The sequence below is a fragment of the Paraburkholderia sp. Cpub6 genome, assembly GCF_014201065.1.
GTDB lineage: Bacteria > Pseudomonadota > Gammaproteobacteria > Burkholderiales > Burkholderiaceae > Paraburkholderia > Paraburkholderia tuberum.
Genome location: NZ_JACHDM010000015.1, coordinates 69,621 through 89,708, shown reverse-complemented (window position 1 = coordinate 89,708; position 20,088 = coordinate 69,621). Strand labels below are relative to the sequence as shown.

The 20,088-nt window shown below is 65.5% G+C and carries 16 protein-coding genes; 7 read left to right on the top strand and 9 right to left on the bottom strand.

Translation table 11 applies throughout. The features are described from left to right. Window positions 1-25: 25 nt before the first annotated feature. Window positions 26-2,611: an adenosylcobalamin-dependent ribonucleoside-diphosphate reductase gene (locus HDG33_RS23435; RefSeq protein WP_184034046.1), complete on the bottom strand. Its 2,586-nt coding sequence runs from the start codon at window positions 2,609-2,611 to the stop codon at window positions 26-28. 283 nt (window positions 2,612-2,894) lie between these two features. Then, window positions 2,895-3,182 (bottom strand): DUF3331 domain-containing protein, encoded by a 288-nt coding sequence (locus HDG33_RS23430; protein WP_013091570.1) that lies wholly within the window; start codon window positions 3,180-3,182, stop codon window positions 2,895-2,897. Between the two features lie 344 nt (window positions 3,183-3,526). On the opposite strand from HDG33_RS23430, the gene HDG33_RS23425 reads away from it, so the two are divergent. Continuing rightward, window positions 3,527-4,621, top strand: coding sequence for an AI-2E family transporter (locus tag HDG33_RS23425; protein ID WP_184034031.1), 1,095 nt, complete (start codon window positions 3,527-3,529; stop codon window positions 4,619-4,621). Between the two features lie 81 nt (window positions 4,622-4,702). Here the strand turns inward: HDG33_RS23425 and HDG33_RS23420 are convergent, their stop codons facing one another. Further along, the gene (locus HDG33_RS23420; RefSeq protein WP_184034028.1) at window positions 4,703-5,551 is read right to left on the bottom strand and encodes an alpha/beta hydrolase family protein; all 849 of its coding nucleotides are present in this window, start codon (window positions 5,549-5,551) and stop codon (window positions 4,703-4,705) included. Window positions 5,552-5,763: 212 nt separating this feature from the next. Further along, window positions 5,764-6,873: an OpgC domain-containing protein gene (locus tag HDG33_RS23415; RefSeq protein WP_184034026.1), complete on the bottom strand. Its 1,110-nt coding sequence runs from the start codon at window positions 6,871-6,873 to the stop codon at window positions 5,764-5,766. A gap of 526 nt (window positions 6,874-7,399) precedes the next feature. On the opposite strand from HDG33_RS23415, the gene HDG33_RS23410 reads away from it, so the two are divergent. Both HDG33_RS23410 and HDG33_RS23405 read left to right on the top strand, forming a co-directional pair. Next, window positions 7,400-8,578 (top strand): porin, encoded by a 1,179-nt coding sequence (locus tag HDG33_RS23410; protein WP_184034023.1) that lies wholly within the window; start codon window positions 7,400-7,402, stop codon window positions 8,576-8,578. 426 nt (window positions 8,579-9,004) lie between these two features. Beyond that, window positions 9,005-9,961, top strand: coding sequence for a peptidoglycan DD-metalloendopeptidase family protein (locus HDG33_RS23405; protein ID WP_184034020.1), 957 nt, complete (start codon window positions 9,005-9,007; stop codon window positions 9,959-9,961). Between the two features lie 250 nt (window positions 9,962-10,211). Here HDG33_RS23405 and HDG33_RS23400 read toward each other — a convergent pair whose 3' ends face one another. After that, window positions 10,212-10,610, bottom strand: coding sequence for a hypothetical protein (locus HDG33_RS23400; protein WP_184034018.1), 399 nt, complete (start codon window positions 10,608-10,610; stop codon window positions 10,212-10,214). Window positions 10,611-10,971: 361 nt separating this feature from the next. Here HDG33_RS23400 and HDG33_RS23395 point away from each other — a divergent pair, with 361 nt between their 5' ends. The 4 genes from HDG33_RS23395 to HDG33_RS23380 all read left to right on the top strand — a co-directional run bounded on the left by HDG33_RS23395 (window position 10,972) and on the right by HDG33_RS23380 (window position 16,595). After that, window positions 10,972-11,427, top strand: a complete 456-nt coding sequence (locus HDG33_RS23395) for a (2Fe-2S)-binding protein (protein WP_184034015.1) — start codon at window positions 10,972-10,974, stop codon at window positions 11,425-11,427. Window position 11,428: 1 nt separating this feature from the next. After that, on the top strand, window positions 11,429-13,681 hold the full coding sequence (locus HDG33_RS23390) for a xanthine dehydrogenase family protein molybdopterin-binding subunit (RefSeq protein ID WP_184034012.1): 2,253 nt from the start codon (window positions 11,429-11,431) through the stop codon (window positions 13,679-13,681). Window positions 13,682-13,698: 17 nt separating this feature from the next. Next, window positions 13,699-15,003, top strand: a complete 1,305-nt coding sequence (locus HDG33_RS23385) for a cytochrome c (protein ID WP_184034009.1) — start codon at window positions 13,699-13,701, stop codon at window positions 15,001-15,003. A gap of 356 nt (window positions 15,004-15,359) precedes the next feature. Then, entirely contained in the window at window positions 15,360-16,595 is a 1,236-nt protein-coding gene (locus tag HDG33_RS23380; RefSeq protein ID WP_260330571.1) for an MFS transporter, read from the top strand. 20 nt (window positions 16,596-16,615) lie between these two features. On the opposite strand, the gene HDG33_RS23375 is transcribed toward HDG33_RS23380, so the two are convergent. The 4 genes from HDG33_RS23375 to HDG33_RS23360 form a co-directional block, all read right to left on the bottom strand. Then, the gene (locus tag HDG33_RS23375) at window positions 16,616-17,272 is read right to left on the bottom strand and encodes an amino acid ABC transporter permease (RefSeq protein ID WP_184034006.1); all 657 of its coding nucleotides are present in this window, start codon (window positions 17,270-17,272) and stop codon (window positions 16,616-16,618) included. 2 nt (window positions 17,273-17,274) lie between these two features. Further along, window positions 17,275-18,042 (bottom strand): amino acid ABC transporter permease, encoded by a 768-nt coding sequence (locus tag HDG33_RS23370; protein WP_184034003.1) that lies wholly within the window; start codon window positions 18,040-18,042, stop codon window positions 17,275-17,277. Window positions 18,043-18,104: 62 nt separating this feature from the next. Beyond that, on the bottom strand, window positions 18,105-18,926 hold the full coding sequence (locus HDG33_RS23365; RefSeq protein WP_184034000.1) for a transporter substrate-binding domain-containing protein: 822 nt from the start codon (window positions 18,924-18,926) through the stop codon (window positions 18,105-18,107). 62 nt (window positions 18,927-18,988) lie between these two features. Then, window positions 18,989-20,083, bottom strand: coding sequence for an ABC transporter ATP-binding protein (locus HDG33_RS23360; protein ID WP_184033997.1), 1,095 nt, complete (start codon window positions 20,081-20,083; stop codon window positions 18,989-18,991). Window positions 20,084-20,088 lie beyond the last annotated feature (5 nt).

Here is a 20,088-nt window from a genome sequence, read left to right as displayed (position 1 = left end):
GTGCCAGCGCGCTCCTCGCCTCACACTACCCGCACGCCCCCACCTCCCCACACGCGGTACAAAAATCGCAGCCGTCCTTGCGAATCACCGCATTCGCGCCGCACGAAGCGCATTTGCGTCCGAGCATCGTGTGCAGTCCTTGCGTGCCGTTCGGCTGCAGCAAGGTGTCGGCGCTATCCGCTGGATTCGGACGGATGCCGAAATCGGCGGACAGCGCCATGTCGGTTTTCATGTGCCCGCGCGGCAAACGCGCGAGCATCCGCGACGCGACCTGATTGCCCTCGGCGTCGAGAAAGCCGCGTCGATACAGGATTTGCTGGATCGCGAACGCGAGCGCCGCCACTTCGGAATCGTGCCAGCGCGGCGCGCGATGACCGTCGAGACGCTGCACGTCGCCAAGCCGCACCTGTCCGCGATCCCATGACACCTTGCGCATATCCTGCAGATTGCGCGCAACGAAGCCGCCGCGCGCGGCCAGCGACAGCGAACGCATCGTCGCGGTGATCCACTGCTGCGACTCGTCGCGCTGACCGGTCGGAATGAAGAACTCGATCGGCCGCTCGATCGTCACGTCCTCGCCGCCGAGCCGCCCCGTCACCTCGATGAAGGACGCCGCGACATACAGCGACTTCTTGCCCGCCTGGGTCAGATACTCGACCTTCTCGATGATCGCCGGCAACTCGCCTCTGGGCCGATGATCGATCGCGATACGCAGCGGGTCCTGGTCCATCTCGGCGAGCGTGTCGTCGGCCTGCGCGGGCGTCACGCTCAGCACCGCGCCGAGCGTGTCGTTGGGGCGATAGGTGGCAAGGCCCTTCAGCCCGCTTTTCCATGCATCGAAGTAGAGGCTTTCGAACGCGTCGAACGGATAGTCGGCTGGCACGTTGACGGTCTTCGAGATCGATGTGTCGACGTATGGCTGGACGGCCGCCATCATGTCGAGATGGTCGCGCGCCGACATCTGCAGCGCGCTGACGAAATAGTCGGGTAGCCGGCTCACGTCGCCGCCGAGCTCGCGGTAGAGCCGGTACGCGTAGTCCTCGACGTCGAACGATTCGCGACCGCCGTCGGCCATCACTTTCACGCGCGTATAAGTCCACGAGAACGCCGGCTCGATGCCGTTCGACGCGTTGTCGGCGAACGCGAGGCTCACGGTGCCGGTCGGCGCGATCGACAGCAGGTGGCTGTTGCGAATGCCGTCGCGGCGGATCGCCTGCTGAATGTCATCGGGCAGGCGCGACGCGAACGTGCCGGCTTCAAGATAGCGCGCGGCGTCGAACAGCTCGAACGCGCCGCGCTCCTTCGCGAGCTCGACCGACGCGCGATACGCCTCGTCACGCATCAGCCGCGCGATGCGCACCGCGAAATCGCGGCCTTCCTGCGAGTTGTAGCGCAGGCCCATCATCACGAGCGTATCGCCGAGGCCGGTGAAGCCGACGCCGATGCGCCGCTTCGCGCGCGATTCGTCGTATTGCTGCGGCAGCGGCCACAGCGTGACGTCGAGCACGTCGTCGAGAAAACGCACCTGCGTGCGGGTGCGCCGCGCGAGGCCGTCCCAGTCGAACGACGGCTGGCGGCCCTGCAACTGCGCAAACGGATCGACGACGAAGCGCGTCAGATTGAGCGGCCCCAGATTGCAGCAGCCGTACGCGGGCAGCGGCTGCTCGCCGCACGGATTGGTGGCGCGGATCGTTTCGACGGCGCGCAGATTGTTGTCCTCGTTCATCCGCGAGATGAACACGATGCCGGGCTCGGCGACGTCGTACGTCGAGCGCATGATGCGGTCCCAGATCGCGCGCGCCGGGTGTTCGCTGTAGACCCACAGGCCGTCTTCGCGCTGCCGCACGTCGCCGGCCGCGCGCAGCGCCGGCGACGGCTCGGCGCGATGGACCAGTTGCCACGCCTCGTCGTTTTCGACCGCGCGCATGAACTCGTCGGTGACGCTGACCGACACGTTGAAGTTGTTCCAGCGTCCCTTCGAATGCTTGGCCTCGATGAATTCGAGCAGGTCAGGGTGGTTGCAGTCGAGCACCGCCATCTGCGCGCCGCGCCGCGAGCCCGCGCTTTCGACGGTACGGCACGACGCGTCGAACACGTCCATGTAGCTGCACGGACCCGAGGCGGCCGAACTCGTGGTGTGGACGCGCGCGCCCTTCGGCCGGATCGCGGAGAAGTTGTAGCCGACGCCGCCGCCGCGCCGCATCGTTTCGGCCGCCTGCAGCAGGGCCACGTAGATGCCGGGCAAGCCCTGTTCATCGACGCCCTGGATCGAATCGCCAACCGGCTGCACGAAGCAGTTGATCAGCGTCGCGGCGATGCCGCTGCCCGCCGCGCTCATGATGCGGCCCGCGCCGAGCGAGCCGTGGCGCATGTTGTCGACGAACTGTTCCTCGACCGACGCGCGCAACTCGGGCGGCTCGGCCTCGGCGACGCCGCGCGCGACGCGGCGATATACATCGTCGGCCGATTGCTCGTCGCCTTTCGCATACTTTTCGAGCAGCACGTCGAGAGAGAACTGCTGCGGCGGGATCAGCAAAGCGGGAGGAGCGGAGGAGGCGGGAGGCGTGGAAGCGGCGTTGGCCGCGCGGGTTTGCGGCGTGTCTTCTGCCATGATCGGCCCTCAAGCGGCGTCGCGGCGGGCGCGGCGCGGTGGTGGAAGGCGCGCGGCCGGCACCGGATAGCGAGCCGGCGGTCGGGCGGGCGCAACGAGTCCACCTTAACGCACGAGGCGCGGGGCGGCAACCGGCAGCGGGGCCGGCGCGGCGCCGCATCTTGCGATGCCGCGGCCGCCGGGCACGCGCTCGCTAAGGGCACATGGGCAGTAGGGAGATCGCCCCCGGAACAACGAATTGAAACCCGTGCTTGGTGCGCGGGACTCGGGAACGTTCCGTGCGTCAGGCCGCTTCAAGCAGCGGTTCGAGGATTTCCGCGCAGATCATCGCGGACGCATTCGACGGCGCCGGGCGCTCGGCCGGCTTGAACACAGGGTCACCGCGACGGATCTTGCGGCGCGACACCGCGCAGGTGCCGGAAGAATGCGCCGAGCGACGGCGCCAGCGTTGCTCACCGTAGTGGCAGCGGCCCGGCTCGACCCAGCGGATCACCAGCGTCGTGTCGGAGCTCTCGAGAATTTCGATGCGTACGCCATTGCTACCGTCGAGGGGGATGGACTCCAGGGTCATCATCGGCTCCGTGTTGTGGAGTGCCGAATTTAGTCCCCCGCGCGCCGGATAGCCATTGTGTCATCGTTGAAACACCGTTCCGGGATTAGCAATAATCAGACTTGACATTTGCGATTTGCCGAAATGACAGGCGTTGCAAGCATTTTTTATGTGATTTTTTAATAATGCATATTTTTGCAACGCTGTGTTGCCTGTGGCGCGACGAGGAAGGGCGGCCGGGAAAGAGGCGGCAACGCTTCCTTTAAGATGTGGAATGTCGGGCGGCGAACTGAGCCGTCAGTGTAGCGGGTTTGAATTTTTCAGGTCGGCTCGCGCGCACACCGTTCAAAAACACAAGAGTTCACATGATTCCACGCCCTCCCGCAGTCCCCCCCAACTCTCCCGAAGCGTCGTCCGTCGCCGCCGAGCGCCTGAAAAAGCAGAAGGCGGCATCGCTCGTGCTGTATATCGGTCTCGCGCTGCTCGCATTGTGGGTGGTGCGCGATTTCATCGTGGTGGTGGCGTGGGCCGGGGTCGTCGCGATCGCGCTGTGGCCGCTGCTGCACAAGGTGGCGGGCAGCCACTGGTTCAAGGGGCGCGCGACCTTGCTCGCGACGGTCTTCACGCTGGTGATCGCCGTGCTCGTGCTGCTGCCGGTCGGGCTCGGCATCGCCCAGGCGCTGCGCGAGGCGCACGAGCTGAACGACTGGTTCCGCAGCGTGCAGGAGAACGGCATCGCGCTGCCGGACTTCATCAACCGTCTGCCGTTCGGCGTGCAGCAGATCACTTCCTGGTGGCAGGCCAATCTTGCTCAGCCTCTGCGCGACTCGGCCGCGATGAAAGGCTTGCACAGCAATACGGTGATGACGCTCGGCCGGCATTTCGGCGCGCGCGCCGCGCATGCGGCAATGGTGTTCGCGTTCATGCTGGTCACGCTGTTCGTGATTTTTCAGGCGGGGCCGCGGTTGTCCGGCTCGCTGCTGAAGGCCGCGCGACGCGGTTTCGGCGATAGCGGCGCGGACCTCGTCGCGCATATGGGTACCGCGGTGCGCGGCACCGTGTCGGGGTTGATCGTGGTCGGCGTCGGCGAAGGCCTGTTGCTTGGCGTCGCCTACTTCGTGACCGGGCTGCCGCATGCGGCGCTGCTCGGCTTCGTCACGGCGATTGCCGCGATGCTGCCGTTCTGCGCGCCGATCGTGTTCGGTCTTGCGGCGCTGTGGCTGCTCGTGCAGGGCTCGATGGTCGCGGCGGCCGGGCTGCTGGTATTCGGCGCGGTCGTCGTGTTCGTCGCCGAGCACTTCGTGCGGCCTGTGCTGATCGGCAGCTCGACGCGCCTGCCGTTTCTGCTCGTGCTGTTCGGCATTCTCGGCGGAGCGGAGACGTTCGGGCTGCTGGGGATTTTCATCGGCCCCGCGTTGATGACGGTGCTGATGGTGCTGTGGACCGATCTCGTGGAGTAGCGCGGGTGTCGAGGGACGCGGGGCTGGGCGGCCGTGCGCCTCGAGTGCCGCGCCGGCTCAAGGGCGCTGATTCGACGGATGCTACTGCGCCGGCGGCTTCACGCAGCCGAGCGTGTATTTGAGCGCGGCGGGCAACAGCGCGCTCCACACGTCCCACGTGTGGCCGCCGTCGATGATGCGCAACGCCGCCGGATTGCCCGCGAGCCGCAGATGCGTGTACAGCAGCGACGCGTCGGCCTGGATGTCGAGGTCGTCGTCGCCGGATGCGATGAACATCGGCAGGCGATACGCCTGGCTCATGTAGCGGTCCCACTGCGCCGGATAGTTGAGCTCGTGCCACACGCGCGGATCGAACTGGCGCTCGCCGAACACGCCGACCCGCCGCGCCGCCGACGCGCGCGGCGGCTCGTTCGTGTAGATCGCCGGACTGAGCAGCAGCGCGCCGCAAAACATCTCGGGCCGCGTCAGCGCGTAGCGCAGCGCGCCGAAGCCGCCCATCGACACGCCGCCGATCATCCGGCCTCCGCGCTGCGTCGCGACCGCGTAGTGCGTTTCGATCTCGGGCAGCAGATCGTCGAAGAACGCGCTCTCCATCTTTTCCTTGCGGTCGACGTACCAGTCCGTGCCGCCTTGCGGCATCACGATGACGACCGGGGCAATCTCCTTGCGCTCGATCAGCGTGTCCGCGGCGTTCTGCAAATGACCTTGCGTGAGCCAGTCGTTGGCGTCGCCGTTATTGCCGTGCAGCAGGTAGAGCACCGGCAGGCGCGGACCGTCCGCGCGATAGCCGCCCGGCAGGTAGATCGTGTAGTTCCAGTCGCGGCCGAGCGCATCGGAATGGAAGCTGCGGCTCGCGACCGTGCTCGCGAACGCGGGCGCGCCGACGGCGAAGGCAAGCAGTGCGAGGGCGAAACCGAGGAATCGACGCATGTCAGTAGGAAAGGACGGCGGGCGCGGGACTCGCGCGCGGCCGTCATGCTATCAGCATTGGCGCCAGATTTGAGATGGAAAGTGGCGCAGAGAAGGACGGCGCTTTATGCGCGCAAAGTTCTTCAGGCGCCAAGGGTACGTCAAGTGCCCCGAAAATCGCGACGCGTCAGGGACCCGCTCGAAGGGCGTTCGAAACGTTGCCGAAAAGTTCTTCAGCCCGACGTCCGCAGCCGCCCGTCCACGAGCCGCCCGACGACCCGCTTCAGCGGTTCCACGGCCAAAGCGACGGCAAACAGCGCGCCGACCGCGGCCGCATCGGCGAGCAGTCCGAGCGGATAGTTCAGGTAACCATCGGTCGCCGCGTAGAGCACCGAGTCGATCACCAGCGAAATCACCGCGCCGGCAATGAAGCACAGCAAACCCTGACGCCCGATCACGCCGACCCACGGCAGCCGCCGCGCGACCTTCTTCGCCCAGCCGAGTTCGACCAGATTGGCGACGAGCCACGCGATCGCGAGGAAGTTCCCCGCGCGCAGGTAGGACAGGTTCTGCTTGAGGCTCGCGGCAAGTGGCGCATGCAGCACAACGAGCTTGTAGTACGCGGCGCCCACGACCACCGCGAACGCCAGCACGCTGACGAGCCATCCGGATCGATGCGCGCTGGTGCGCTGATACACCGGCTGGCAGCGCGCGAGCACGCCGAGCACGAACATCAGTTGCCACGCGAACGGGTTGAAGTCCCAGTGCATGTCTGGCGCGGCGGGAAGGTACTGGCTGACCGCCGGTGCGCCGGCCCACAGCGCGACGCTGCCGGCGACCAGCAGCCAAGGCTTGCTGCGCGCGAGCGGCAGGATCGCGGGCACCAGCAGCGCGAAGAACGCGTACATCGGCAGCACGGACGCGAGGTACGGCTGGCGGCGTAGCAGCACGATGTCGCGCAGCGCGGCAAGCGGCGTGTCGATCAGGTCGTCGAGATCGGTCGTGGCGAGATTCGGCCCGTCGATGCTGAATGCGGTTAGCACCGCGCTGACCAGCAGCATCAGCCCGGCGGTGACGAGAAACGCGCGATAGATCTCGAACGAGCGGCGCAGGAAGCGGCCGCGCGCGATCGTCTCATTGCGCCGCTCGGCAAGCGTCGCATAGGCGGTGGCGGTCGCGAAGCCGCCGAGGAACACGAATACTTCGGCGGCATCGCACAGCGCGTACGCATGCAGCGTCACGCGCGACAGAATGCTGCCGCCGATGTGATCGACGACGATGATCAGCAGAACCAGTCCGCGGAAAAAGTCGAGCTCGATCAGGCGGGAAGATGACTTGGCCATTGTTTGCGTCAAAAGCAGCCCCGTGCGACGGCGCGCTGATCCAGCGCGGCGGGCGTCTCACGAGGCTTTTTAATATGGGATTGGGTGCTGCGGCGGTGAGGTGATCCGTGCTGGCGTCGCCTGTGGCCCATCTCGCCACGCTCGACCGGTATCGGAAGGCGGCCGTGTCAGCGGGCTGTGAAGATGACCTTCGCGGTGACGCCGAGTTCCGTTGCATTGCAGCAAAGGCGCAGATTATATTTCTTTTCATGACAATGACGCAGCGAGACCGCAGCAGCGGCCGCTGTTTACCTGAAGCGACGTTACGAAAAAAGAGGCAGCAACGCGCAGTGGAGAATTAGCAACATTCTCGATGCTTGGCGCATCCACTCATGGACGGCCAGATGATGTCGTGTGAGGATTTCCGGAAAAGCGCAGCTATTGGAGCAGTCTTCAGAACTGCTGGAAAAGTGACGAGAACAAAGAGCAAAGAGAACAAAGCGGCCGGATCGAGTTGTCCTATCACTCGAGGTGCAGGGAGATCATCATGAACAAGCAAGTGCTCGCGCTGGCTGTCTCCATTGCTGCGTCTGCCGTTCTTGCCGCGCCTGCCGCCGCGCAGACTAGCGTCACGCTGTACGGCGTGATCGACGAAGGCATCAACTACACGAACAATGTCGGCCACGGCCATGTTTATGAACTCGCCAGCGGTCTTGCGCAGGGAAGCCGCTGGGGCCTGAAGGGCTCCGAAGATCTCGGCGGCGGCCTGAAGGCGATCTTCCAGCTCGAGAATGGTTTCGATCTGAATTCCGGGCGGCTCGGGCAGGGCGGCCGCCTGTTCGGCCGGCAGGCTTTCGTCGGACTCAGTTCACAGGCGTACGGCACGCTGACGTTCGGCCGGCAATATGACTCGGTCGTCGATTATCTCGCGCAGACCACGGCCAACGGCAATTGGGGCGGCGAGCTGTTCTCGCATCCGTACGACAACGACAACACCGACAACACGTTCCGCCTCGACAACACCGTCAAGTACACGAGCCCGTCGATCTCGGGCTTCCAGTTCGGCGGCACCTACAGCTTCAGCAACGACACGAACTTCGCCAACAATCGCGCCTACAGCTTCGGCGGCCAGTACACGTACGGCGGGCTGCTGGTCGCGGCCGCCTATCTGCAGGCCGACAATCCGGGCAACGGCTCGAACGGGGCGATCACCGCGAACGACGCCGGCTTCGTCGCGACGCGCCTGCGCGTGTTCGGCGGCGGCATCACCTATACGTTCGGACCGGCGACGGCGGGCTTCGTCTATAGCAATTCGAACTACCTGGAGCCGACCGCAAACGGCTATCTCGGCATCGAGCCGCCGGTGCCGCTCGTGCCCGTCACACCGCCGGGCGTGCTGCTGAATTCGCTCAAGTATCAGAACTTCGAGATCAACGGCAAATATCAGATTTCGCCGGTGCTGTTCGTCGGCGCGCAGTACGTGTACACGATGGAAACCTACGACGCATCGAACGGCGGCGTGAAGCCGCGCATCCATACGTTCGGCCTGATGGCCGACTACAACCTGTCCAAACGCACCGACCTCTATCTGCAGGGCGCTTATCAACAGGTCACCGGCGATTCCACGCTATCGATCCTCGATTTCGCATTCATCCCCGGCACGCAATCGCCGTCGTCGACGTCGAAGCAGGTCGTCGTGCGCGCGGCGATCCGGCATAAGTTCTAGTTCGCTGCCCTTCAAACGCAGATCGGCCAGCCTTCGGATTTCGAAGGCTGGCCTTTTTTGCGCCCTCCGACGCGACGCATGGCTATTCAAGTTCCCCTCCCGCCTGCCGATAAGTCGAATGTCAACAAGTCTGAACGCGCCGGGCGAAGCGGTGATGTATGCGTCGTTGGCGTCTCAATACACGTGCGGTCGTAACGCGGAAATACGGCTCGTAACGTCTGTATCAGAGTGTGTGGGGCAGGCGTTTTTATTAAACGACACTTTAGAATTCCGCGAGAAATTTGATCGACAGGCAGGCAGGAAATGAGCGCCGTACGAGGCGGCTTCGCCGTGCCGTCGGGAAGGCCGCGCGGCCGAAGATCGCGCACCTCGTCCGCGGCAGCGGGCTATCCGGCTTGCGCATTCATACAGCAGGAGTCGAACAGGATGAGAAAGCGTTTCGACAGAACGTTATTGGCCAGTCTCGCTGGCGCGTGGGTCGCGCTGGCCGTCAGCGGTTGTGCGAACGTCGGGCAGCCGAATGCGCAGAACGGTGCGGCAACCAGCGCCAACGCGGCGTCCGGCGTGCCGGCGGCGAATGCGACGGGAGCGACGGGAGCGACGTCTGTCGACCCGGCGGCAGCCGCGCCGCTGTCGATCGACGCCAGCGATAACGCGCCGCTGAAAAAGTCGCCGCCGCTCGTGTATCGGGTCAGGCGCGGCGACACGCTCGCGCGGGTTGCGCAGCATCATCACATCAGCGTCAAGCAGTTGCAGGCATGGAACGGATTGAAGGCGTCGGCGCGGCTGAAGCCGGGGCAGGTGCTGCACGTTGCGTCGCCGGAAACGGTGCGCGCGGTGAAGGCGGCCAATGCGACGGCCACCGCGAAGGCGGCGGCGCAATCCGCGGCGCAGCGTGCGTCACAAGCGACAGCGCAAACGTCGGCGCAAGCTTCGACACAGTCCGCCGCGGCGGCTCCGGATGCCACCGCAGTCCGCGAAGTCACGCAGGAAACCCGCCGGCACGCGAGCAGCGTGACGCTCGCGTGGCCTGCCGCGGGCAGCGTCGTCGAAGCGTTCCAGCCCGGCGAAACACGCGGCATCGAAATCGGCGGCAACGCGGGCGATCCGGTGCGAGCCGCCGCCGACGGCAAGGTGATGTACGCGGGCACCGGACTGAACAGCTATGGCAGTCTGATCATCGTCCAGCACAACAAGGATTTTCTGACCGCGTATTCGCACAACCGCAAGCTGATGGTCAAGATGGGCGACATCGTCCGCAAGGGACAGCAGATCGCGGAGATGGGCGACGAGAACAACTCGCGTGTGTCGGTGGGGTTCGAAGTGCGGCGCGACGGCAAGCCGGTCGATCCGCTGTCATATCTGCCGCAGGGGCGCGGCTGAGCTTCCACGTTCCCGCAAAAGCTCACCTTGAATTTATTCAGCTAAACCAGGTAATTTGATCGACCGCGCATTCCGGCGGTCGACGAATCGTTGCAAAAGTACCTTCACGTCAGAGCATTCCGCTCGATCTGCGCAAGAATACCGACGATCAACCATGCGGCCTCGACCCGCAGCCGTTTATGAACGGTGAGGCAATGCAGGAGCCGGCAGGCAGCGCACGCGCCGCCGCCGTGCCTGGTGCGAATCGCCGTTACGTCGTTTGCCCTCCGCGCAGCAGCCGCGATACCTCGCCGTGGTAATGCAAGATCGCGGGATCGGCCTGCAAGAGCGGCAGATAACGCGGCAGGAAGTGATTGTGCGGTTGGTCGGGCGAGAACAGGCCGACCACGGCCTCGGCGGTCGCGAGACGGTCGCCGGCCTCGGCTTCCGCGTCGTCGAGAACTTCGTCGACGCTCGCGATCACCGTCGACAGCGGCGTCAGCCAACGAAACCCCGAGCCGTTGATCAGCACCTGCAGGAATGCCGCCGGCGTTACCGGGCCGAATTCCTTTTCGTACGCGGCGCGTTCGTGATCGAGAATCGCCTTGTGCAGCGCAAGCAATGGTCGGCGAATGTCCGTGAGGAATTGAGTGCATTGCGGGTCGTTCATCGGCGGCTCCAGCGGCTGAGGTGATTCGACGGAATCGTGCGTCGCAACACCACGCAGTGCGATGCAGCGGGTCGCGCGATCACGCTAACGGATCGATCCGTCGATGGTAACGCATCGCTCCAGCCGACACATGCGATCCACCGCGCACAGCATGCGATGTGGCGCCTGGCACCGTCAAAGCGAACTTCTTTCGACACGGCTACAATCGGCCGGTTTTCTTGCGACACCCGCTCGCTCACAGGCCGCATTTCATGGCTTATTAGCGCGACGTGCCGAACAAAACCAGTGCATGTCGGCGCTCTGGTGCGGTGTCGCGATCTAAACCGCGTGACCACAACAACATCCCCACCCGGAGCCGCTCATGACAACGCTCAATATCAACGGCGAAACCCATACCGTCGATGCCCCGCCCGACATGCCCCTGCTGTGGGTGCTGCGTGATCTCGTCGGGCTGACCGGCACCAAGTTCGGCTGCGGCATCGCGCAATGCGGCGCATGCACCGTGCATCTCGATGGCGTCGCGGTGCGTTCGTGCGTGTTCCCCGCGGCGGCGGTCGGCGACCGCAAGATCGTCACGATCGAAGCGCTCGGCGCCACGCCCACGGGCCAGAAAGTGCAGCAGGCCTGGCGTGAGCTTGACGTCGTGCAATGCGGCTACTGTCAGTCGGGGCAGGTGATGTCGGCGGCGTCGCTGCTCGCGCGCAATCCCAATCCGAGCGACGCCGACATCGACGCCGCGATGACGGGCAACATCTGCCGCTGCGGAACCTATCACCGCGTGCGCGCGGCGATCAAGCACGCCGCGAAGGGGGCCTGACATGTCCCAGGGATTGCTCGATGCACAGAACGGCGCGCAGCCGGCTGACACCGACACGCGGCATGCGCGCGGCATCTCGCGGCGCGGCTTCCTCAAATTCGGTGTGACGGTCGGCGCCGCGGCCGGCGGCGGTCTGCTGCTCGGCTTCAGCATGCCGGCCGCGAGCCAGGATCAGAAGGCGGGCAAGAGCGTGATCGGCGGCGACGCGAATGAGGCGCCGCAAAACGGCGTGTTCGCGCCGAACGCGTTCATCCAGATCGACAACGCCGGCAAGGTCACGCTCGTGATACCGAAGGTCGAGATGGGTCAGGGCGTCTATACGTCGATTCCGATGCTGATCGCCGAGGAACTCGAAGTGCCGCTCGACACGGTCACGCTCGATCACGCGCCGCCCAACGAAAAGCTCTTCATGGACCCGCTGCTCGGCGGCCAGTTGACCGGCGGCTCGACGTCGATCCGCTTCGCGTGGGAGCCGATGCGCCGCGCGGGCGCGACTGCGCGCGTGATGCTGATCAACGCGGCCGCGCAGCAGTGGCAGGTCGATCCGGCGAGCTGTCATGCGCAGGCCGGTCAGGTGATTCACCCGGCCAGTAATCGCAGCGCGAGCTATGGTCAGCTCGCGCAGGCCGCCTCCGCGCTGCCCGCGCCGCAGAACGTGCCGTTGAAAGACCCGAAGGACTTCAAGCTGATCGGCACGCCGGCGAAGCGTCTCGATTCGCCGGAGAAAGTCGACGGTACCGCGCAGTTCGGCCTCGACGTGCGCTTGCCCGAGATGGTTTACGCGGCGATCGCGAACTGTCCGGTGTTCGGCGGCACGCTCGCGAGCGTCGACGATACGCATGCGAAGACGATCCCCGGCGTGCGCGAGGTCATCAAGCTCGACAACGCGGTCGCGGTGATCGGCGCTCACACGTGGGCCGCGAAGCGCGGCCTGCAGGCGCTCGACATCAAGTGGAACGAAGGCGCGGGCGCGCAGGTATCGATGCAGCGCATCGTCGACGATCTCGCGGCGGCCTCGCAACATGGCGGCGCGGTGGCGCGCAAGGACGGCGACGTCGGCCGCGCGTTCGGCGATGCGAAGTCGCGCGTCGACGCGGTTTACCAGCAGCCGTTCCTCGCGCACGCGACGATGGAGCCGGTCAACGCCACGGTCCACGTGCGCGGCGACGCCTGCGAAATCTGGCTCGGCTCGCAGGTGCCGACGCGTGTCGTCGATGCGGCGGTCGCGGTCACGGGCTTGCCCGCCGACAAGATCATCGTGCACAACCATCTGATCGGCGGCGGCTTCGGACGGCGGCTCGAAACCGACATGGTCACGCAGGCCGTGAAGGTCGGCAAACAGGTGTCGACGCCGGTCAAGGTGCTGTGGACGCGCGAGGAGGACATCCAGCACGACATGTACCGGCCGTACTACTACGACACGATCTCGGCCGGGCTCGACGCGAACGGCAAGCCGATCGCGTGGCAGCATCGCATCGCCGGGTCGTCGATCATGGCGCGCTTTGCGCCGCCCGCGTTCAAGAACGGGCTCGACCCCGATGCGGTGGAGGTCGCCGCCGATCTGCCGTACGACCTGCCGAACCAGCTGGTCGACTACGTGCGCGTGGAACCGCACGCGGTGCCCACCGCGTTCTGGCGCGGCGTCGGGCCGACGCGCGGCACGTTCGTCGTCGAGAGTTTCATCGACGAACTCGCCGCGCACGCGAAGATCGATCCGGTGCAGTACCGGCGCGATCTGCTCGGCAAATCGCCGCGCGCGCTGAACGTACTCAACCTGGCCGCGCAAGCGGGCAACTGGGGCAGCGCGCTGCCCAAGGGGCAAGGGCGCGGCATCTCGGTAATGCACGCGTTCGGCAGCTTCTTCGCGATCGTCGTCGAGGTCGCGCTCGAGCAGGGCGAAGTGACGGTCAAGCGCGTCAACTGCGCGGTCGATTGCGGGATGTTCGTCAACCCGAACACGATCGAAGCGCAGGTGCAGGGCGGCATCATCTTCGGCATCACGGCGGCGCTTTATAGCGAGATCACGATCAAGGACGGTCGCGTCGAGCAGAACAACTTCACCGACTACCGGATGCTGCGCATCGACCAGACGCCGCCGATCGACGTGCATATCGTGAAGAGCGGCGAGGCGCCCGGCGGCATCGGCGAACCCGGCACCGCGGCGCTCGCGCCCGCGCTGACCAACGCGATCTATGCGGCCACCGGCACGCGGCTGCGGCAATTGCCGGTTGGCCGCCAACTGCACAGCGCCTGACGCGAAAGGAGCCCGACATGAAAAAAATGCTGAAGGGTCTTGGCGCGGCGCTATGCGTCGCATTGCCGTTTATCGCCCAGGCGCCTGCTGATGCCGCAACTCCGTCAGCCACCGGCGCAGCCGATCAAACGCTCGTGCAACGCGGCGCTTACCTCGCTCAACTCGGCGATTGCGCCGCCTGCCACACCGCGCCGAAAGGCAAGCCGTTCGCCGGCGGCCTGCCGATGAACACGCCGATGGGCCGCATCTACGTGACCAATATCACGCCCGACGCACGGACCGGCATCGGCGGCTACACCGAAGCCGACTTCGCGCGGGCGCTGCGTGAGGGCGTCGCGAAAGACGGCCACAACCTGTATCCGGCGATGCCGTATCCGTCCTACGCGAAGGTCGACGACGACGACGTGAAGGCGCTGTACGCGTTCTTCATGCACGGCGTCGCGCCAGTGCAGCAGGCGAATCGCGAGTCCGACATCAAGTGGCCGTTGAACATGCGCTGGCCGCTGATGTTCTGGAACATGGCGTTTCTCGAGAAGGGTGCGTATCGCGACAAGCCGGGCAAGGACGTCGCGTGGAATCGCGGCGCGTATCTGGTGCAAGGGCTCGGACATTGCGGGTCGTGTCACACGCCGCGCGGTGTTGCGTTCCAGGAAAGTGCGCTCGACGAAAGCGGCAGCGCATTCCTGAGCGGCGCGCTGCTCGACGGCTGGTTCGCGTCGAACCTCACGGGCGAGCGCAACACCGGGCTCGGCCGCTGGAGCGACGAGGAGCTGCGCACGTTCCTGAAGACCGGCGCGAATCGCCATGCATCGGCGTTCGGCGCGATGACGAGCGTGATCAACAACAGCACGCAGGCGATGAGCGATCAGGACGTCGCGGCAGTCTCGACGTATCTGAAGTCGCTGCCGCCGGCCGGCGGCACCGGCGCGGCGGCCTATACGTACGATCCGCAGGCGACGAAGGTGTCGCTCGATCGCCCCGCGAACGATGCCGGCGCACGCGTCTATACGGCGTATTGCATGCATTGCCACGGCGTCGACGGGCACGGCTTCGCGCCGATGCTCGCGCCGCTCGCCGGCAATCCGAACGTGCTCGTGAAGGACGCGTCGTCGCTGATCAACGTCACGCTGAACGGCACTGGCGATCTCGTGATCGACGGCGTGCCGTCGCCGTTTCCGATGCCCGGCTTCGCCGCGGTGCTCGACGATCAGCAGATCGCCGACGTGCTGAGCTTCGTGCGGGCTGGCTGGAACAACGGCGCGCCGGCGGTCGGTGCGGCGGAGGTGGCGAAGTTGCGGCAGTCGACGCAGGCGGGGCGTTGATCGCCCGCTGAGTGCGGCGGAGAAGCGCGCTTGCCGACCTCGCGCCGTTTCAGGTTGTGGGCCAACCGACGGCAGCTATCATAGTGGGACGGCACACCGCGCCTTCGTCGATGGACTCGCCGTCGGCCAAGGCCGACATTTGCACCACGACCGATACAGGCGCATTGGTCCGATGGGAGTCCCCGTCGTGTTCGAACGGCTCTCAGAATTGGCCACGACCTTCGTCCGCCGTGCGGCGTCGAAGTCTCCGAAGCTCATGGACTTCCGACATGACCCTATCCAGTCAAGCCCGAAACGTGTCGGTCACACCGTCGGCTTCTCGCCTGTCGACGCTCAGTCACATCCAGATCGCGTCGTTGTGGTTTGCGCTCTTTACCCAATGGATGACGGTCGTTCCGGTGCTCGTGCCGGCACAGGTCGCCGATATGCTCGGACGCGATGCCGCGTTGAAGGAAGGCGTGGCCGGCTCCGTCATTGCGTCCGGCGCATTCATTGCGATGATCGTGGCGCCACTGGCCGGCGCGCTTTCAGATCGCTGCTCTGCAAAACATGGACGCCGGCGACCGTTTCTCGTCACCGGCGTGTTCGGCATTGCGGTTGCACTGGTATGGCTTGGTTCATTCAACGGCGGGGGGAGCGTAGGGATGTATACACTCGCGTTCCTGCATCTCCAGTTCTGGTGGAACTGGGCGGCGGGGCCGTACGCAGGGCTGGTGCCCGATGTCGTGCCAAAACAGGAAACCAACCGCGCGAGCGCGTGGCTCAACGTGATGACCGTGCTCGGCACGATCACTGGCAACGTGGTGCTCGTTGTCCTCTATTCGCCGGGCCACCTGTATCCTACGGTTGCCGCGTTCATTGCGATCATGTTGCTCTGCCTTTGGCTGACGATTCGCGGCTCGCACGAGCCGACACCTGTCAGATCCCGACAACGGTTCGAGCTCGTCACGTTCATGCGCTCGTTCTATCTCGATCCACGCCTGCACCGAAACTTTTACTGGGTGCTGGTAACCCGTCTGTTCGGCAACATGGGAATCTGGTCGATCTTCGCCTTCATGTTGTACTACCTGCAGGACGTGATCGGCATTCGTCATCCGACCAGTCTCCTGAATGGGCTGCTTGGCGTCGGCGTGGTGCTAGCGATCCCGGCCAGCCTGCTGGGCGCATGGCTCGCCGACCGGCACGGCGTCGTTCCCGTCGTCCGCCTGACCAGCTGGATCATGGCCGGAGCTGCGATCGGCTTTGTCCTGCTGGCGTTGCATCCAAACCTGTTGCTGGTGATCACAGTCGGGCTGGTTTTCTGCGCCGCTTACGGAACCTATCAAGCCGTCGACTGGGCACTCGCGCTGCAAGTGTTGCCAGACGATGCGTCCAGCGGCAAGGACATGGGCATCTGGCAAGTGTCGATGGTGCTACCGCAGATCCTCGGCCCTGCCGCCACCGGGTGGATGCTGTCATGGGTCAAGGCGTTTGCCGGTGCCGGACCCGCCTATGTCGTCGCGTTCGTCGTCGCAGCGGGGTGGTTCGTGCTCGCGGCGTGGTTCGTCTCGCGCATCAAGATTGCTTCCCGGCAGCACGTATCCGTGACTTGAACTACAGAGCGCGAATCACCTCACCGATGCTGTCCCACCTTCTGCCGCTTTTCGAGCACGCGAGCATACCAGGTCAGCGGAAAACACATCGCGAAGTAGATCATCGCGACCATGCCGTAGATCGGAAACGGCCGGAACGCGGCATTCGTGATCATCGTGCCGGTCTTCGTCAGTTCGGCGAAGCCGATGATCGACGCGAGCGCGGTGCTCTTGACCACCTGCACGAGAAAACCGACGCTCGGCGCGACCGCGATCTTCAGCGCCTGCGGCCACACGATGTAGCGCAACTGCTGGCCGAACGTCATGCCGAGGCTCGCACCCGCGGCCCACTGACCGCGCGGCACCGCTTCGACGCAGCCGCGCCAGATGTCGACCAGATACGCGCTCGTATAGAGCGTCAGCGTGACGGTCGCGGCGGCCCACGGCGACACGTCGATGCCGATGAGCGGCAAGCCGAAGAAGGCGAGAAAAAGCTGCATCAAGAGCGGCGTGCCCTGAAACACCTCGACGTACAGCACGACGATGCGGCGCAGCCACGCGATCGGCGACACGCGCATCGCGAGCAGCACGAGCCCGACGATCCCGCCGCCGACGAACGCGATCAGCGACAGCAGCACGGTCCAGCGCGCGGCGAGCAGCAGGTTGCGGGCGATGTCCCACAGCGTGAATTCGACCATGATCAGCGCTCCGTCGGCAGGGTACGCGCACCGCGCCACATCAGGCGGCTGCGCCAGTTGCGCGGCAAGCCGTCGTTGCCGCTTCTACTGCTGTTGTTACCTCGTGCCGCACGGCCCGCGAACAGCCCGCGGCCGAAGCGGTTCAACAGCTGCCGCAACACGATCGACATCAGCAGATAGGCAGCCGTGATGATCACGTAGCTCTCGAACGAGCGGAAGTTGCGAGACTGGATGAAGTTCGCCGCATAGGTCAGGTCGGGCACCGAGATCTGCGACACGACGGCCGAGCCGAGCATCACGATCAGCACCTGGCCGAGCAGCGCGGGAAACACGTTGGCGAGCGCCTGCGGCAGCACGACGTAGCGGAACACCTGGCGTCCATGCAGGCCGAGCGCCTGCGCGGCCTGCACCTGACCGCGCGAAATCGAATCGATGCCGGCGCGCACGATCTCGATCGCGTACGCGCCGAGATTGACGGTCATCGCGAGAATCGCGGCCTCTATCTCGTCGATATGAATGCCGAGGCTCGGCAGGCCGAAAAACACGAAGAACAACTGCACCAGAAACGGCGTGTTGCGGATCAGCTCGACGTAGCTCGCGACCAGCCAGCGCGCCCACTTCGGCCCGGCCGCCGCGATGCTCGCGCCGGCGATCCCTACCAGCCCACCCGCCAGGGTCGACACGGCCGTGAGGCCGAGCGTCACGGCGGCGCCGCGCGCGAGCATCCCCGCATACAGGCCGAAGCCGCTGAAATCGAACGCGTAAGTCATGGCCTCGTGCCCATCGTAGGATCAGATCGCGGCGCGGCCTTCACGGCGCCACGCCACAGGTTTCAAAGATCGGCCGGCAGCGGCGCGCGCAGCCACTTCTGCGAAATCGCGTTCATCGTGCCGTCCTTGCGGGCCTTGGCAATCGTTTCGTCGACCTTCGCTTTCAGGCGCGGCTCGTTCTTGTTCAGACCGACGTGATCGGGCGAGCTGAACAGCGCGAACTTCTGCTCCGGATCGTTCGCCGGATGCCGCGCGAGAATCGTCGCGCCGACGTCGTTGCCGACCACCATCAACTGTACCTGACCAGAAAGAAACGCCGAAATAGCGCCGTTCGGATCGTCGAAACGTTTGATGTTCGCCGACGGCGGCGCGATCTTCGTCACGCTCAGGTCTTCGAGCGTGCCGCGCGCGACCGAGATCGACTTGCCGCCGAGGTCGGCGGCGGTCTTCACCGGCAGCGACTTCGGGCCGAACACCGCGAGGTAGTACGGCGCGTAGGGTTGCGAGAAGTCGATCACTTTTTCGCGCTCGGGCGTCTGGCCGACCGACAGCAACATGTCGGCCTTGTGGTCGGCGAGAAAGGCCATGCGGTTGTCGCCGGTGACCGGCACCAGTTCGACCTTCGCGTTGAGCGCCTTGCCGATCAGATTGGCGACGTCGATGTCGTAGCCGACCGGTTTCATGTCCGGACCGATCGAGCCGAACGGCGGATAGTCCTCGAATACGCCGATGCGCACGGTGCCCGACTTCGCGATGTCGTCGAGCGCGTCGGCATGCGCGGCCGACGGCAGTGCGCACAGCGCGCCGAGCGCGGTCATCGCGAGCGTCGCGGCGAGCGTCGCGAACACGCGGCGGGTCGATTGGAGAGCGGGGCGCTGGTTCATGATGTGTTCCTCTGTCGTAATACGGTAGTTATTCAGGCAAAGCCGTGTGATGGGTTCGGGTATCAGGCGGCGCGCGCGGCGATCAGCTTGCACGCGTGCGGCGGCAGCTCGGCGAGCACCGGCATGCCGAGCGCGAGCCCGGGCGTTTCGCGCGGCGTGGTCGCGGCGGTCAGCGTGAAGCCCACGCAATCGATCGTCGCTTCGAGCGAGGCGCCGACGTCGCGAATGAACGTGACGGTACCGGGCAGCCGGTTCGGGTTCGGTGCTTCCGTGGCCGCCTTCACGCAGATGTCCTCGGGGCGAATCAGCAGGCGGATCGTGTCGCCGGCCGTACCCGGCTGCCGCGCATCGGCGAGCGGCGCGTTCGGGTTCGGCGTCACCGCGATGCGCCGTCCGCCCGGCAGGCTCACGACGCCCGCGCCGTCGTACCACACCGGCAGAATGTTGCCGAGCCCGATGAAGTCGGCGACGAACTCGCTGACCGGATCGCGGTAGATGTCGAGCGGCTTGCCGACCTGCGCGATGCGGCCTTTCTCCATCACGACGATCTCGTCGGCCATCGTCATCGCTTCGCGCTGGTCGTGCGTGACCATGATCGTCGTGATGCCGAGGCGTTGCTGCAGCAGGCGGATTTCGACCTGCATCGCTTCGCGCAGCTTCGCGTCGAGCGCGGACAGCGGTTCGTCGAGCAGCAGCAGTTGCGGCTCCGAAGCGATCGCGCGCGCGATCGCGACGCGCTGGCGCTGCCCGCCCGACAGTTGCGTGACCGGCCGGTTCGCCATGTGCGGCAGCTGGATCAGTTCGAGCAGCTCGGCGACGCGGCGCGTTTGCTTCTCTTTCGCGACCTTGCGCAGCTTCAGCGGATACGCGACGTTCTGCGCGACCGTCATATGCGGAAACAGCGCGAGCGACTGGAACACCATCCCAAAGTCGCGCCGGTTCGCCGGCAGTCGCGTGATGTCGCGGCCTGCGAAATGGATGCTGCCCTCGGTCGGCGTTTCGAGGCCTGCGATCATCCGCAGCAGGGTGGTCTTGCCGCAGCCGGACGGGCCGAGAAAGCACACGAGCTTGCCGTCGGGCACGCTCAGGTCGACGTCGTCGACGGCATGCACGGCGCCGAAGCGCCGCGTGACGGCCTGCAAGGTCAGATGGGTCATCGGAA